11 protein-coding genes are annotated in these 12950 nt (G+C 64.4%); 6 read left to right on the top strand and 5 right to left on the bottom strand.

The features are described from left to right. The first annotated feature begins 66 nt into the window (after nt 1–66). From ACV1FX_RS21665 to ACV1FX_RS21655, 3 genes are all read left to right on the top strand, one after another. Complete coding sequence (locus ACV1FX_RS21665; RefSeq protein ID WP_473119586.1) at nt 67–1857, top strand: acyl-CoA dehydrogenase C-terminal domain-containing protein; 1791 nt, start codon at nt 67–69, stop codon at nt 1855–1857. Between the two features lie 56 nt (nt 1858–1913). Further along, a complete protein-coding gene (locus ACV1FX_RS21660; RefSeq protein ID WP_473119585.1) occupies nt 1914–3122 on the top strand; it encodes an acetyl-CoA C-acetyltransferase in 1209 nt (402 codons plus the stop codon). A 252-nt stretch (nt 3123–3374) separates the two neighbouring features. Continuing rightward, entirely contained in the window at nt 3375–5588 is a 2214-nt protein-coding gene (locus ACV1FX_RS21655) for an FAD-dependent oxidoreductase (RefSeq protein WP_473119584.1), read from the top strand. A 467-nt stretch (nt 5589–6055) separates the two neighbouring features. On the opposite strand, the gene ACV1FX_RS21650 is transcribed toward ACV1FX_RS21655, so the two are convergent. Both ACV1FX_RS21650 and gstA read right to left on the bottom strand, forming a co-directional pair. Continuing rightward, complete coding sequence (locus tag ACV1FX_RS21650) at nt 6056–6364, bottom strand: hypothetical protein (protein ID WP_473119583.1); 309 nt, start codon at nt 6362–6364, stop codon at nt 6056–6058. Nucleotides 6365–6601: 237 nt separating this feature from the next. Further along, nucleotides 6602–7216, bottom strand: a complete 615-nt coding sequence (gene gstA, locus ACV1FX_RS21645) for a glutathione transferase GstA (protein ID WP_473119582.1) — start codon at nt 7214–7216, stop codon at nt 6602–6604. A gap of 125 nt (nt 7217–7341) precedes the next feature. On the opposite strand from gstA, the gene ACV1FX_RS21640 reads away from it, so the two are divergent. The 3 genes from ACV1FX_RS21640 to ACV1FX_RS21630 all read left to right on the top strand — a co-directional run bounded on the left by ACV1FX_RS21640 (nt 7342) and on the right by ACV1FX_RS21630 (nt 9987). Then, nucleotides 7342–7830 carry a MarR family winged helix-turn-helix transcriptional regulator gene (locus ACV1FX_RS21640; protein ID WP_254102677.1) on the top strand — a complete coding sequence of 163 codons (489 nt, stop codon included), beginning with the start codon at nt 7342–7344 and terminating at the stop codon, nt 7828–7830. A gap of 99 nt (nt 7831–7929) precedes the next feature. After that, on the top strand, nt 7930–9300 hold the full coding sequence (locus ACV1FX_RS21635) for a glutamate--cysteine ligase (protein WP_473119581.1): 1371 nt from the start codon (nt 7930–7932) through the stop codon (nt 9298–9300). A gap of 108 nt (nt 9301–9408) precedes the next feature. Beyond that, on the top strand, nt 9409–9987 hold the full coding sequence (locus ACV1FX_RS21630; RefSeq protein ID WP_473119580.1) for a PAN domain-containing protein: 579 nt from the start codon (nt 9409–9411) through the stop codon (nt 9985–9987). Nucleotides 9988–10014: 27 nt separating this feature from the next. Here ACV1FX_RS21630 and ACV1FX_RS21625 read toward each other — a convergent pair whose 3' ends face one another. The 3 genes from ACV1FX_RS21625 to tldD form a co-directional block, all read right to left on the bottom strand. Further along, on the bottom strand, nt 10015–10581 hold the full coding sequence (locus ACV1FX_RS21625) for a nucleotidyltransferase family protein (RefSeq protein ID WP_473119579.1): 567 nt from the start codon (nt 10579–10581) through the stop codon (nt 10015–10017). Between the two features lie 126 nt (nt 10582–10707). Further along, nucleotides 10708–11520, bottom strand: a complete 813-nt coding sequence (lepB, locus tag ACV1FX_RS21620) for a signal peptidase I (RefSeq protein WP_473119578.1) — start codon at nt 11518–11520, stop codon at nt 10708–10710. Continuing rightward, the gene (tldD, locus tag ACV1FX_RS21615) at nt 11517–12944 is read right to left on the bottom strand and encodes a metalloprotease TldD (RefSeq protein WP_473119577.1); all 1428 of its coding nucleotides are present in this window, start codon (nt 12942–12944) and stop codon (nt 11517–11519) included. The genes lepB and tldD overlap by 4 nt, the downstream gene beginning before the upstream one ends. Nucleotides 12945–12950 lie beyond the last annotated feature (6 nt).

Here is a 12950-nt window from a genome sequence, read left to right as displayed (position 1 = left end):
CAAAGACCGCGCCGCAGGGCGTTTCAAGAATACCACCACTTAACGGCCTCATGCCGGGAGAACGCCATGCCGATCTATAAAGCCCCCGTCGAAGACGTGAACTTCCTCTTCAACGACGTCTTCCAGATCGACCGTTACGACAATCTGCCGGGCTTCTCCGATGCGTCGAGCGACGTGCGTGAGGCGATCCTGGGCGAAGCCGCGAAGCTCGCCGAAGAGGTGCTGCAGCCGCTCAATCGCACCGGCGATATCGAAGGCTGCAAGCGCGCCGATGACGGCAGCGTCACCACGCCGAAGGGCTTCAAGGACGCTTTCAAGCAACTCGCCGAAGGCGGCTGGCTCGGCCTCTCCGTGCCGACCGAATATGGCGGGCAGGGCCTGCCGGTGGCGCTGAGCCAGGCGGTCAACGAATTTCAGTGCTCTGCCAACATGGCTTTCGCGATGTATGGCGGCCTCACCATGGGCGCGACCGCCGCGCTGCTGGTCCACGGCACCCCCGAGCAGAAGAAGACTTACGTGCCGAAGATGGTGGCGGGCGAATGGACCGGCACCATGAACCTGACCGAGCCGCATTGCGGCACCGATCTCGGCATGCTCCGCACCAAGGCGGTGCGCCAGGCCGACGGCAGCTTCAAGATCACGGGCACCAAGATCTTCATCTCGGCCGGCGAGCACGATCTCGCTGATAACATCATCCACCTCGTGCTCGCGCGCATCGAAGGCGCGCCTGCCGGCATCAAGGGCGTGTCGCTGTTCGTGGTGCCCAAGTTCATGGTCAATCCGGATGGTTCGCTGGGGCAGCGCAACGGCGTGGTCTGCGGCTCGATCGAGCACAAGATGGGCATTCACGGCAATTCCACCTGCGTGATGAACTACGACAACGCCACCGGCTGGCTGATCGGCGAAGAGAACAAGGGCATGCAGGGCATGTTCGTGATGATGAACGAGGCCCGCCTCGGTGTCGCCGTCCAAGGCCTCGCGCAGTCCGAAGTCGCCTATCAGAACGCGGTCGCCTATGCGCGCGAGCGCATCCAGGGCCGCGCGCTCACCGGAGCGAAGGCGCCGGACAAGGCGGCCGATCCGATCATCGTGCATCCCGACGTGCGCCGTACGCTGCTGTCGATCCGCGCCTTCAACGAAGCCGCGCGCGCCTTCGTGGTGTGGACCGCGCTGAAGAGCGACGTCGCCCACCGCTCCGAGGACCCCAAGGACCGCCAGGCCGCCGACGATCACATGGGCCTGATGACGCCGGTGCTGAAAGGCTTCCTCACCGACTATGGCTTTGCCAACGCCGTGCAGGCGCAGCAGATGTATGGCGGCCATGGCTACATCGCCGAGCAGGGCATGGAGCAGTTCGTGCGCGATGCCCGCATCGCCATGATCTATGAAGGCGCCAACGGCATCCAGGCGCTCGACCTCGTCGGCCGCAAGCTGCCGCGCGACGGCGGCCGTGCCATCATGGCGTTCTTCGGCGAGGTGATGGGCTTTGCCAAGGAGAACGGCGGCGACGAGGCGTTGAAGCCTTTCGTCGCCCCGCTCTCGACCGCGCTCGGCCATCTCCAGCAGGCCACCACCTGGCTGATGCAGAACGCGATGGCGAAGCCGGACAATGCCGGTGCCGCCGCAACCGATTACCTGCATCTCTTCGGCTTCGTCGCGCTCGGCTACATGTGGGCGCGGATGGCGAAAGTCACGCAGGCCAAGATTGCCGAGAGTGGTGCCACGCCCTATCTCTCGACCAAGCTCGTCACCGGCCGCTTCTTCATGGAGCGGATGCTGCCGGAGACCGCCGCCAATCTCGCGCGCATCCAGGCCGGCTGCGCCACTATCATGGAACTGCCGGCGGAAGCATTTTGAGTCCGCTTCCGTCGCCAGGTCCCAATCGCATCTAGACAACACATCAGGAGGGCGTCATGCCTGAGGCATTCATCTACGACCACGTTCGCACGCCACGCGGCCGCGGCAAGCCGGACGGCGCGCTGCACGAGGTCACCGCGCTGGCGCTCGCCACCGTGCCGCTGCAGGCGCTGAAGGAGCGCAACAACCTGCCCGTGGATTCCGTCGACGACGTCGTGCTCGGCGTGGTCGATCCCGTCGGCGAAGCGGGCTCCGACATCGCGCGCTTCGCGGCGCTCAAAGCCGGCCTCGGCGAAGCCGTCCCCGGCGTGCAGATCAGCCGCTTCTGCGCCTCCGGCCTCGACGCCGTGAACTTCGCCGCCGCCCAGGTCATGAGCGGCCAGCACGAGCTGGTGATCGGCGGCGGCGCCGAATCCATGAGCCGCGTCGGCATCGGCGCCTCCGGCGGCGCATGGCCGATGGACCCTTCGATGGCGGTGCCGGCCTATTTCATGCCGCAGGGCGTCTCGGCCGATCTGATCGCCACGAAGTACGGCTTCTCCCGTGACGATGTCGACGCCTACGCCGTGCAGAGCCAGCAGCGCGCGGCCAAGGCCTGGAACGAAGGCCGCTTCGACAAGTCCGTGGTGCCGGTGAAGGACATCAATGGCCTCACCATCCTCGCCAAGGACGAGCATATGCGGCCCACCACGACGATGCAGTCGCTGGCGCAGCTGCAGCCGTCCTTCACCATGATGGCGCAGATGGGCGGTTTCGATGCGGTGGCGGTTCAATCGCATCCGGAGATCGAGCGCGTCAATTACGTGCACCACGCCGGCAACTCTTCCGGAATCGTCGACGGTGCCGGCGCCGTGCTGCTCGGCAGCAAGGAGGCGGGTGCGAAGTACGGCATGAAGCCGCGTGCGAAGATCCGTGCCTTCGCCAATATCGGCTCGGAGCCGGCGATGATGTTGACCGGTCCGGTCGACGTCACCGAAAAGCTGTTCGCGCGTTCCGGCATGAAGAAGTCGGACATCGACCTGTTCGAGCTCAACGAGGCCTTTGCCTCCGTCGTGCTGCGCTACATCCAGGCCTTCGAGATCGACAACGCCAAGATCAACGTCAATGGCGGCGCGATCGCGCTCGGCCATCCCCTCGGCGCGACCGGTGCGATGATCCTGGGCACCGTGCTCGACGAGCTCGAGCGCACCAAAAAGTCGACCGCCCTTGTGACGCTGTGCATCGGCGGCGGCATGGGCACCGCGACCATCATCGAGCGGGTGTGATTTTTTACCCTCTCCCCTTGTGGGAGAGGGTGGCACGAACACGCGAAGCGGGTTCGAGCCGGGTGAGGGGTCTCTCTCCGCGGATGCAGACCCCTCACCCCCTCGTTTCGCCGTAGCCGATGCGTAGCATCGGCGTCTCTTATAGACGGCGGCCGAAGGCCGCCTATGCCCTCTCCCACAAGGGGAGAGGGTAATACGAGATCCCCATCAACCGCCGCGCCTGAGATCGGCTGCGGCACCGAGGAGCACCACATGGCTTACAAGAACTTCAAGGTTGAGACCGACGCCGACGGCATCGCGCTCGTCACCTGGGACATCCCGGGCCGTTCAATGAACGTGCTCGACGAGACCTCGACCAGCGAGCTCGACGCGATCGTTAAGGAAACTACCGCGGATGCCGCCGTGAAGGGCGTCGTCATCACCTCCAGCAAGGAAGCGTTCTGCGCCGGCGCCGACCTCTCGATGCTCGAGGGCATGAACCAGGCCTATGCAAAGGTCTTCAAGGAGCAGGGCGAGACGGCCGCGAACCAGATGCTGTTCGATCAGAGCCGGCGCTTCTCGCAGGTGCTGCGCTCCATCGAGACTTCCGGCAAGCCGTGGGCGGCCGCGATCAATGGCCTCGCGCTCGGCGGCGGCTTCGAGATCACGCTGTGCTGCCACTATCGCGTGGCGGCGGAGAATCCCAAGACGCGTCTCGGCCTGCCCGAGGTCAAGGTCGGCCTGTTCCCCGGCGCCGGAGGCACGCAGCGCGTGCCGCGCCTGGTGCCGCCGCAGGACGCCATGACCATCCTGCTCAAGGGCGATCCCGTCGCGCTCGACAAGGCCAAGCAGCTCAACCTGATCCACGCCATCGTTCCCGCCGCCGATCTCATCAAGGCGGCGAAGGACTGGATCAAGGGCGGCGGCAAGGCGGTCGCGCCGTGGGACGAGAAGGGCTTCAAGCTGCCCGGCGGTCCGGTGTTCTCCAAGAACGGCATGATGATGTTCCCGGCAGGCAACGCTATCTACCGCCGCGAGACCTACGACAACTACCCGGCCGCGCGCGCGATCATGAGCTGCGTCTATGAGGGCCTGCAGTTGCCGATCGACGCCGCGCTGCGCGTCGAGTCGCGCTATTTCACCTCGGTGCTGCGCTCGAAGGAAGCGGCCGCGATGATCCGCAGCCTGTTCCTGTCGATGCAGGAGCTCAACAAGGGGGCGCGGCGCCCGAAGGATGTGCCGCCGACCAAGGTGAAGAAGATCGCCGTGATCGGCGCCGGCTTCATGGGCGCGAGCGTCGGCTACGTCTCGGCCCGCGCCGGCCTCGACGTCGTCCTGATCGACCGCGACCAGGAGAGCGCCGACAAGGGCAAGGCGCATGCACAGAAGGTGATCGAGGAGCAGATCAACAAGGGCCGCGCCAAGCCTGCGGATGCCGAAGCGCTGCTTGCGCGCATCACGCCGACTGCCGACTATGCCGCACTGAAGGACGTCGACCTCGTCATCGAGGCCGTGTTCGAGGACCGCAAGGTCAAGGCGGAGACGTTCGCCAAGGCGCAGGAATATCTCAAGCCGGACGTGATCTTTGCCTCCAACACCTCGACGCTGCCGATTACCTCGCTCGCCGAGAGCTTCAAGGACCAGGGCAAGTTCGTCGGCATCCACTTCTTCTCGCCGGTCGAGAAGATGATGCTGGTCGAGATCATTCTCGGCAAGAACACCGGCGATGTCGCGCTCGCGACCGCGCTCGACTACGTCCGCCAGATCGGCAAGACGCCGATCGTCGTCAACGACAGCCGCGGCTTCTTCGCCAATCGCTGCGTCGGCCGCTACGTCGCCGAAGGCAACGAGATGTTCCTCGAAGGCGTACCGCCGGCGATGATCGAGAACTGCGCCAAGATGGCCGGCATGCCGGTTGGCCCGCTCTCGCTGTCCGATGAAGTCGCACTCGACCTCGGCCTCAAGATCATGAAGGCGACCGAAGCCGATCTCGGCCCCAATGCCATCAATCCCGATCAGAAGAAGCTGATGATGGAGATGGTCGAGAACCAGGGCCGGCTCGGCCGCAAGAACAGCAAGGGCTTCTACGACTACCCCGAGAAGGGCAAAGGCCAGAAGAGCCTGTGGCCGGGCCTTTCGGCCTTGCAGCCGAAGCAGCTCGACCCCGACACGCTCGACGTCGAGGAGCTGAAGCAGCGCTTCCTGGTGGTGCAGGCGGTGGAAGCCGCGCGCACGGTGGAGGATCACGTCATCACCGATCCGCGTGAAGCGGACGTCGGCTCGATCCTCGGCTTCGGCTTTGCGCCGTTCACCGGCGGCACGCTGTCCTATATCGACTTCATGGGACCCAAGAAGTTCGTCGAGCTGTGCCACAAGCTGGAAGCCAAATACGGCTCGCGCTTCACCCCGCCAAAATTGCTCGAGGAGATGGCGGCGAAGGGCGAGACCTTCTACGGCCGCTTCGCCCCGAAGAAATCGGCGGCCTGAAGCATGATCCGGAAAAGTGCGAAGCGGTTTTCCGGAAAGATCATGCGCAAATAACAAGCTGAAGCGCGATGACGATTCATCTTCGTCTCATCGCGCTTCGGCTTGCAGCCCCGGGCGGAGCGCAGCGCAATCCGGGCATGCCTTGAAGATCAAAGACCGGATCCGCGATCCGGTCTTTCTGCTGTTGCGCGCCTGTCATGATTGCTTACCCGTTTCCGTGCCACATTAAGGCCGCGCAGACCCCCCGCTGTGGTCACGCTCGCTCCGCATTGGCACCGCTCTTGCTGATCAATGCACCAGGCAACGATCGGCATTGAAGGTGTCCCGCGATGACCTCCATGGTGTTTCAAGACAGCGCAGCGGGTATTGCGATGAGATACGCCCCTCTGTCGCTGTTGGGTCGGCTGCGGCTGCGCCGCAGGGTGTTGCGCCTCCGCAGAAAGATCCCTTCCTGGGTCGGCCTGGCACTAATCGTTCTCGTTGCGGATACGGCGATGGCCGCGCTCGCCTGGGTCGCCGTCGACGTCGTCCTGCACTGAGAGTTCCCGTCTGGCCAGGTGGAACGTTGCCAGCAAATAGGCCAGTTGACTGACGATGAGGCAGCCGACGATGACCGACACACCTGCAAAAAAATCAAAGCGCTCGGTCTGAAGGACGATGGCGGACGCGACCGCGATCAACGGCGAGACCAGCACCAGGGCCCAGACCCGGAACAGCACACCTGTCGCCAGTCCGACGACGAGGCTCGTCAGCAGCAGGGTGACGGCAACGGCCACGGTTCCATTCCACCTCGCGAAGGTCCCCTGCAATCCATAGTTGGCCAACCCGGTCTCTCAAGCAACAGTAGTGTTGCGCGAGTCGTTCACAAGGACGGGTTATGAACTGCGACAAGGCCGTTCGCTTGGTTCCGACTCGGCTCGCCCGTTGAATGTGCGACGACAGCAAAACCAACAAACGAAAAGAGCCGGATCATTGATCCGGCTCTTTTTGTCACTTGACCTCGATCGGCGGCCTCACGCCGCCTGCGCGAGCCCTTCCCGCTTCAGAGCTTCCTGCACCTTCGGCCGCGCGGCGACGCGGGCCTTGTAGGCGAGCAGGTTCGTGAGGGCTGAGAGGTCGAACTTCAGCCGCTCCGCCCAGGTCAGCATGGTGAAGAGATACCCGTCGGCAACACTGAACTGCTTGCCCATCAAATAGTCGCGACCGGCGAGCTGGCTGTCGATGTATTTCAGCTTGCCCATGACGCGGTCCTTGAAGAATGCCTTGGCATCGTCTGCCAGCACCGGCGAGAACATCGGGCCAAAGCTCTTGTGCACCTCCGAGGTGAGGAAGTTCAGCCACTCCAGCAGCTTGTATCGCTCGGAACTGTCGCGCGCGGGCACGAGGCCCTTGGCCGAGGCCTGATCGGCGATCATCTGGACAATGACCGGGCCTTCGGTCACGATCTCACCGCTATCGAGGCCGAGTGCCGGCACTTGGCCCTTCGGGTTGACCTTCAGAAAATCCTCACCGTTTTCGAGCTTCTTGGCGCGGATATCGACCTTGACGAGTTCGTAGGGCAGGTCGGCTTCGAGGAGGGCGATGTGGGGGGACAACGAGCACGCGCCCGGCGAGTAATAGAGCTTCATGGAATTTTCTCCTCCCGATGGTTGGTTGGGGCGAAAGATCACCTACATGCATTTGCATGGAACAGTCAAGATTGATGCAGGTGCATCAAGTGCGCTAAGAACAGGCTATTAGCTTGAGCGGGACCATGAAACGCAAACCATCAACCGAGGCAACGTCCGCCTGGATCCGCCTGATGCGGGTGCAGAGCCGCGTGCTCGACTGTGTGGAGCAGGACCTGAAGAAGGCCGGTTTCCCGCCGCTCGCCTGGTATGATGCGCTCCTCGAGCTGTCGCGCGCGCCGTCGGGCGAGCTGCGCCCCGTGGAGCTCGAGCGGCAGATGCTGATCCCGCAATATTCGACGTCGCGGCTGATCGACCGTCTGGTCGACGAGGGCCTTGCAGTGCGCCGCGAATGCAAGATCGACAAGCGCGGCCAGTTCGTCGAGATCACCGAGGCCGGCCGCGAGTTGCAGAAGCGGATGTGGGGTGCCTATTCCGCCGCAATCGAGAAGTATGTCGGCTCAAAACTGTCCGATGCGGACGCTGTCAAGCTCAGCGGTCTGCTCGATCGTCTCGGTTGCTCCTGCGGCGAGATGAAGTTGCCCGTCGCGAACGAAAGCACACCGTTGCGATGATCCGGCAGCAAACCAACATGTCCGCGCAACCCGTGGGTTCGCGGACCTTCCCTGTCACCCCCGCGCGTTCGGTCGAAGCGCTTTTGATTAGAGTTTGATATGGCGCGAGACCAGATCGATATGACGCCGCTGCAATCGCGCGACGAGCTCGTCGCGTGGTTCGAGGCCGGCTGCAAGCCGGTGGACGACTTCCGCATCGGCACCGAGCACGAGAAGACGCCGTTCACGCTCGAAGGCCGTCGCCCGGTGCCGTATGAGGGCGCGCGCGGCATCGGCGCGCTGCTCGAAGGCATGAAGCTCCTGCTCGGCTGGGAGCCGATCATGGAGAAGGGCAACATCATCGGCCTCTACGACGTTACCGGCGGCGGCGCGATCTCGCTCGAACCGGGCGGGCAGTTCGAATTGTCCGGCGCGCCGGTTGAGACCGTGCACCAGACGCAGAGCGAGCTGATGGCGCACTTGGCGCAGGTGCGGGAGATCGCGACCCCGCTCGGCATCGGCTTCCTGGGCCTTGGCATGACGCCGTCCTGGTCGCGCGCAGACATCCCGGTGATGCCGAAGGGCCGCTACAAGATCATGAGCAACTACATGCCGAAGGTCGGCAAATACGGCCTCGACATGATGTACCGCACCTGCACGGTGCAGACCAATCTCGACTTCTCCTCCGAAGCCGACATGGTCAAGAAGCTGCGCGTCTCGCTCGCGCTTCAACCGGTCGCAACCGCCCTGTTCGCCAATTCGCCGTTCACCGAAGGCAAGCCCAACGGCTTCCTCTCTTTCCGCTCGGAGATCTGGCGCGACACCGACAATGCGCGCTCCGGCATGCTGCCTTTCGCCTTCGAGGACGGCATGGGCTTTGAGCGCTATATCGACTACGCGCTGGACGTGCCCATGTATTTCGTCAAGCGCGGCGAAGACTACATCGACGTGTCGGGCTCCTCCTTCCGTGCCTTCTTCGATGGCCGCAACAACAACCTGCCCGGCGAGCGTCCGACGCTGTCGGATTGGGCCAATCATCTCTCGACCATCTTCCCGGAGGTGCGGCTCAAGCGCTACCTCGAGATGCGCGGCGCCGACGGTGGTCCGTGGGGACGGCTGCCGGCGCTTTCGGCGTTCTGGGTCGGGCTGCTCTATGACAACGTCTCGCTCGATGCCGCCTGGGATCTGGTGAAGCATTGGAGCGCGCATGAGCGCCAGGCGTTGCGTGACGATGTGCCGCGCTTCGGCTTCAAAGCCCGGATCAAGGACCGCTATCTCTTCGAGATCGCCAAGGAATGCCTGGTGCTGGCCCATGCGGGCCTCAGGCGTCGTGGCCGGATCGACCAGCTCGGCCGCGATGAGACCCGCCATCTGGAGCCGCTTGACCGCATTATCGATTGCGGACGGACGCCGGCCGAGGAGATGCTGGAGAAATTTCACGGCACCTGGAAGGAATCCGTGGAACCAGCCTATGAGGACTACGCGTTCTAGCTGAGCCTGACGAGCGGCGCGCCGCCGTTCATCGCCCGTACAGGTTTGCGGCGATCAAATGTCCGGCTGAAAAACTCAAGCGCGTTCAATAACTCGAAAGCTGTTCTGATGGGGAAGGGCCGCCTGCCAGGGGCCTTGATGGCGAAGCTCATGGCACAGGGTATGGCGTGGGTCATGCTGCTGGCGGTCCTGCTCGCCATCGTGCCGGCCAGTGCCCAGACCGCATTCGACCGTCCCGGCGGCGACTATTTCAACACGCCCGTGGCATCAGGCGATCCCGAGGACTGCGCGCTGCTGTGCGAGCGCGACCGCCGCTGCCGGTCCTGGAGCTTCAGCTATCCCGATGTCGAGGGTGCGCCTGCGGTGTGCTGGTTGAAGAACACCGTGCCGCCGCGCAGTCCGGCCAATTGCTGCATCTCGGGCGTCCGCGGCGCGGGCGTGATCGAGCCACGTGTCGAAGGCGTCGAGACGTCGATCGACCGCCCCGGTGGCGACCTGCGCAATTTCGAACTGAAGGCCGACGAAGGCGAGGAGGCCTGCAAGGCCGCCTGCATCGCCGACAACAAGTGCCGCGCGTTCACCTTCGCCCGTCCCGGCTACACCGGCCGTGAAGCGAAATGCTTCCTGAAGAAGGAAATCAAGCCGCCGCGCAGGAAGGCCGGGTTTACCTCGGGCGTGGTCAGATAGCGCGCAGCTCTCACCGCCGTCATTGCCTCATTCCGCCGCGATCACCGTAATCTCCGGCCACAACGACTTCCACCGCTGGGCTTTCGCCGCGTAACTTGCGGTGGAGAAATTCGGTCCCGGATTGGGACGCGCGATCAATGCCGCGACATCGTCGAATCCATGCGGGGCATAAACGTCGTAGCTCTCACCTGCACGCCGGATGCCGATCTGCGTGTTCTGCGTCAGGAAGCGGTCGATGCCATCGGTCGAACAGGTCAGCGGCGGATAGGGCAGGCCGTGCTTGTCGGGGTACCACAGATGTACGCGCGCCTGGTTGCGTGCTTCGATCTTCGCGCCGAGATGCGCAAGGCCGGCCGCGAGCTTGCCGATCACCGCGTCCTCCGCCTCCCATGAAGTGTCAGGGTCGAAATAGAACACGTCGTAGTCGGCGATGCCGTGATCGATCGCTCGCCCCGTGATCACGTTCCATGCCGTCTGCACCAGGCATCCCGACACCAGCCAGGCATCCGGCAGTGCAAGCTGCGCGAGCGCGTCGGTGATCGCGACGTTGAGGGGATTTTTCAAGGTGAGGGCGAGAAACGCGTCGCGAGTCATCGGCAATCGTAGGCCGGGCAAAGGCGCGCTCTTCGCGCGTCGTGCACGCCATCTCTCCAGGATTGCGACAGAAGTGGCGGGCTCGCTTTCGTTTTGCCCGCCCCTGCGATCTTCAGCCGCCGTGCCTCACTTCACCGCAGTGAAGAACCGCGCCATCCGGAAGCCCGACAGCCAGGTCCAAACCGGCTGGCTGCGCATGCCGAGATCCCAGGAGCCGAGCACGGCATCGGCGCGGCCGACGAGATTGTCGATCGGCAACAGCCCGACACCGCCGGAGCGCAGCGACACGCGGCTGTCGGCGGAGTTGTCCCTGTTGTCGCCAAGCACAAAGAGATGCCCGGCCGGCACCGTCACTTCCGGCGTGTTGTCGAGCGGACCGTTGTCGCGCATCTTGAAGATGAGATGCGACACGCCGTTCGGCAGCGTCTCGACATAGCGATAGGCGGGCTCGTTGCCGCCGCTGTCGTCCTCGGCCTGGCCGACGCCGTCCGGCTTCAGCTCGGCCGGACGGTCATTGATGAAGAGCTGGCCCTGCCGCATCTGGATGCGGTCGCCGGGCAAACCGACCACGCGCTTGACCCAGGCCTGCGAGCGATCGCCCGGCCAGCGGAATACGACGACGTCGCCGAGCTTCGGCGTCTCGGCGAAGACGCGGCCGGTCTCCGGCAGATTGATCTGGATCGGCAGCGACGAGGTGCCATAGCCGTAAGGGAATTTCGAGGCGAGCAGCGCATCGCCGATCAGCAAGGTCGGCTCCATCGAGCCCGATGGCACGTAGAACGGCTCGGCCAGCGCGCCCTTGGCGATGAACACGGCGGCGACGATGCCGGCGAGCTGCACGAGCTGGCCGCGCCAACTGCTGCTCTTGCCGCTGTTCTTGCCGCCACTCTTCTCGCTGCTTTTGGGCTTGGTTGTTGCAGTCATTTTCTCAACGCTCATGCGCCCGTACCACCCACCGTAATCCGTCCCATCAGAAGCGTCGGCTGGCCGACGCCGACCGGCACGCCCTGGCCGTTCTTGCCGCAGGTGCCGATGCCGGTATCGAGCGCGAGATCGTTGCCGATCGCGCGGATGCGATGCAGGTCGGTCGGCCCGTTGCCGATCAGCATGGCGCCCTTCAGGGGCGCCCCCAGCTTGCCGTTCTCGATCTTGTAGGCCTCGGTGCACTGGAAGACGTATTTGCCCGAGGTGATGTCGACCTGGCCACCGCCGAAATTCGCGGCGAAGACGCCGTTCTTCACCGAGGCAAGGATCTCGCCCGGCTCGCGATCGCCCGCCAGCATGTAGGTGTTGGTCATGCGCGGCATCGGCACATGGGCGTAGCCCTGGCGGCGGCCGTTGCCGGTCGGCTTCATGTTCATCAGACGCGCATTCTGGCGGTCCTGCATGTAGCCGACCAGGATGCCGTCATCGATCAGCACCGTGCGGTTGGTCGGCGTGCCCTCGTCATCGATCGAGAGTGAGCCGCGCCGCGAGGCAATGGTGCCGTCGTCGACGACGGTGACCCCCTTGGCCGCCACCTGCTGGCCCATAAGGCCGGCAAACGCCGAGGTCTTCTTGCGGTTGAAGTCGCCCTCCAGGCCATGGCCGACCGCCTCATGCAGCATCACGCCGGGCCAGCCGGCGCCGAGCACCACGTCCATCTCGCCGGCAGGCGCCGGCACGGATTCCAGATTCACCAGCGCCTCGCGCAGCGCGCCGTCAGCCGCGTCGCGCCAGTTCCGGGTCTCGATGAATTCGGCATAGCCGGCGCGGCCGCCATAACCCTTGCTGCCGCTTTCCTGACGATCGCCCTGGCCGGCGACAACGGAAATGTTCACGCGCACCAGGGGGCGGATATCGCGATAGCTCTCGCCATCGGGGCGGAGGATTTCAACCACCTGCCAGGTCGCCCCCAGACTCACGCTGACCTGCCGCACGCGCGGATCCTTGTCGCGCAGATACGCGTCGATCTCCGCGAGCAGCTTGACCTTGGCCTCGAAACCCGGTGCGTCCAGCGGATTGTCGTCGGCATAGAGCCGCACATTGGTATGCGGCGGGGGCGCAGCGAAGCTTCCCGAATAGCCGCCACGGACCGCCGCGACGGCATCTGCGGCGCGGATCAGCGCCGGCAGCGACACGTCGGAGGAATGCGCGTAGCCGACCGCGTCGTCCTTCACGGCGCGCAGGCCAAAGCCCTGCGAGGTGTCATAGGTCGCCTGCTTCAGCCGCCCATTGTCGAACATCAGCGCTTCGGTCTGGCTATATTCCAGGAACAATTCGCCGTCGTCGGCGCCCGAAAGCCCGCGCGCGACTTCGTTGCGAACCTGGTCGCGGTCGAGATTGGCGCGGTCGAGCAGGGAGGTTGTGGCGGGATTGGTCATTGGCGA

Source organism: Bradyrhizobium ingae (assembly GCF_055791185.1).
The sequence above is the reverse complement of the archived record's forward strand: the minus strand, read 5'-3'. Positions and strand labels throughout refer to the sequence as shown.

What these genes read in the sequence shown, in the direction of transcription:
- ACV1FX_RS21640 (WP_254102677.1), top strand. Translation starts at nt 7,342, where the DNA reads ATGAAACGCAAACCATCAACCGAGGCAACGTCCGCCTGGATCCGCCTG.
- ACV1FX_RS21635 (WP_473119581.1), top strand. Translation starts at nt 7,930, where the DNA reads ATGGCGCGAGACCAGATCGATATGACGCCGCTGCAATCGCGCGACGAG.
- ACV1FX_RS21630 (WP_473119580.1), top strand. Translation starts at nt 9,409, where the DNA reads ATGGGGAAGGGCCGCCTGCCAGGGGCCTTGATGGCGAAGCTCATGGCA.
- lepB (WP_473119578.1), bottom strand. Translation starts at nt 11,520, where the DNA reads ATGAGCGTTGAGAAAATGACTGCAACAACCAAGCCCAAAAGCAGCGAG.
- tldD (WP_473119577.1), bottom strand. Translation starts at nt 12,944, where the DNA reads ATGACCAATCCCGCCACAACCTCCCTGCTCGACCGCGCCAATCTCGAC.
- ACV1FX_RS21625 (WP_473119579.1), bottom strand. Translation starts at nt 10,581, where the DNA reads ATGACTCGCGACGCGTTTCTCGCCCTCACCTTGAAAAATCCCCTCAAC.
- gstA (WP_473119582.1), bottom strand. Translation starts at nt 7,216, where the DNA reads ATGAAGCTCTATTACTCGCCGGGCGCGTGCTCGTTGTCCCCCCACATC.
- ACV1FX_RS21660 (WP_473119585.1), top strand. Translation starts at nt 1,914, where the DNA reads ATGCCTGAGGCATTCATCTACGACCACGTTCGCACGCCACGCGGCCGC.
- ACV1FX_RS21665 (WP_473119586.1), top strand. Translation starts at nt 67, where the DNA reads ATGCCGATCTATAAAGCCCCCGTCGAAGACGTGAACTTCCTCTTCAAC.
- ACV1FX_RS21655 (WP_473119584.1), top strand. Translation starts at nt 3,375, where the DNA reads ATGGCTTACAAGAACTTCAAGGTTGAGACCGACGCCGACGGCATCGCG.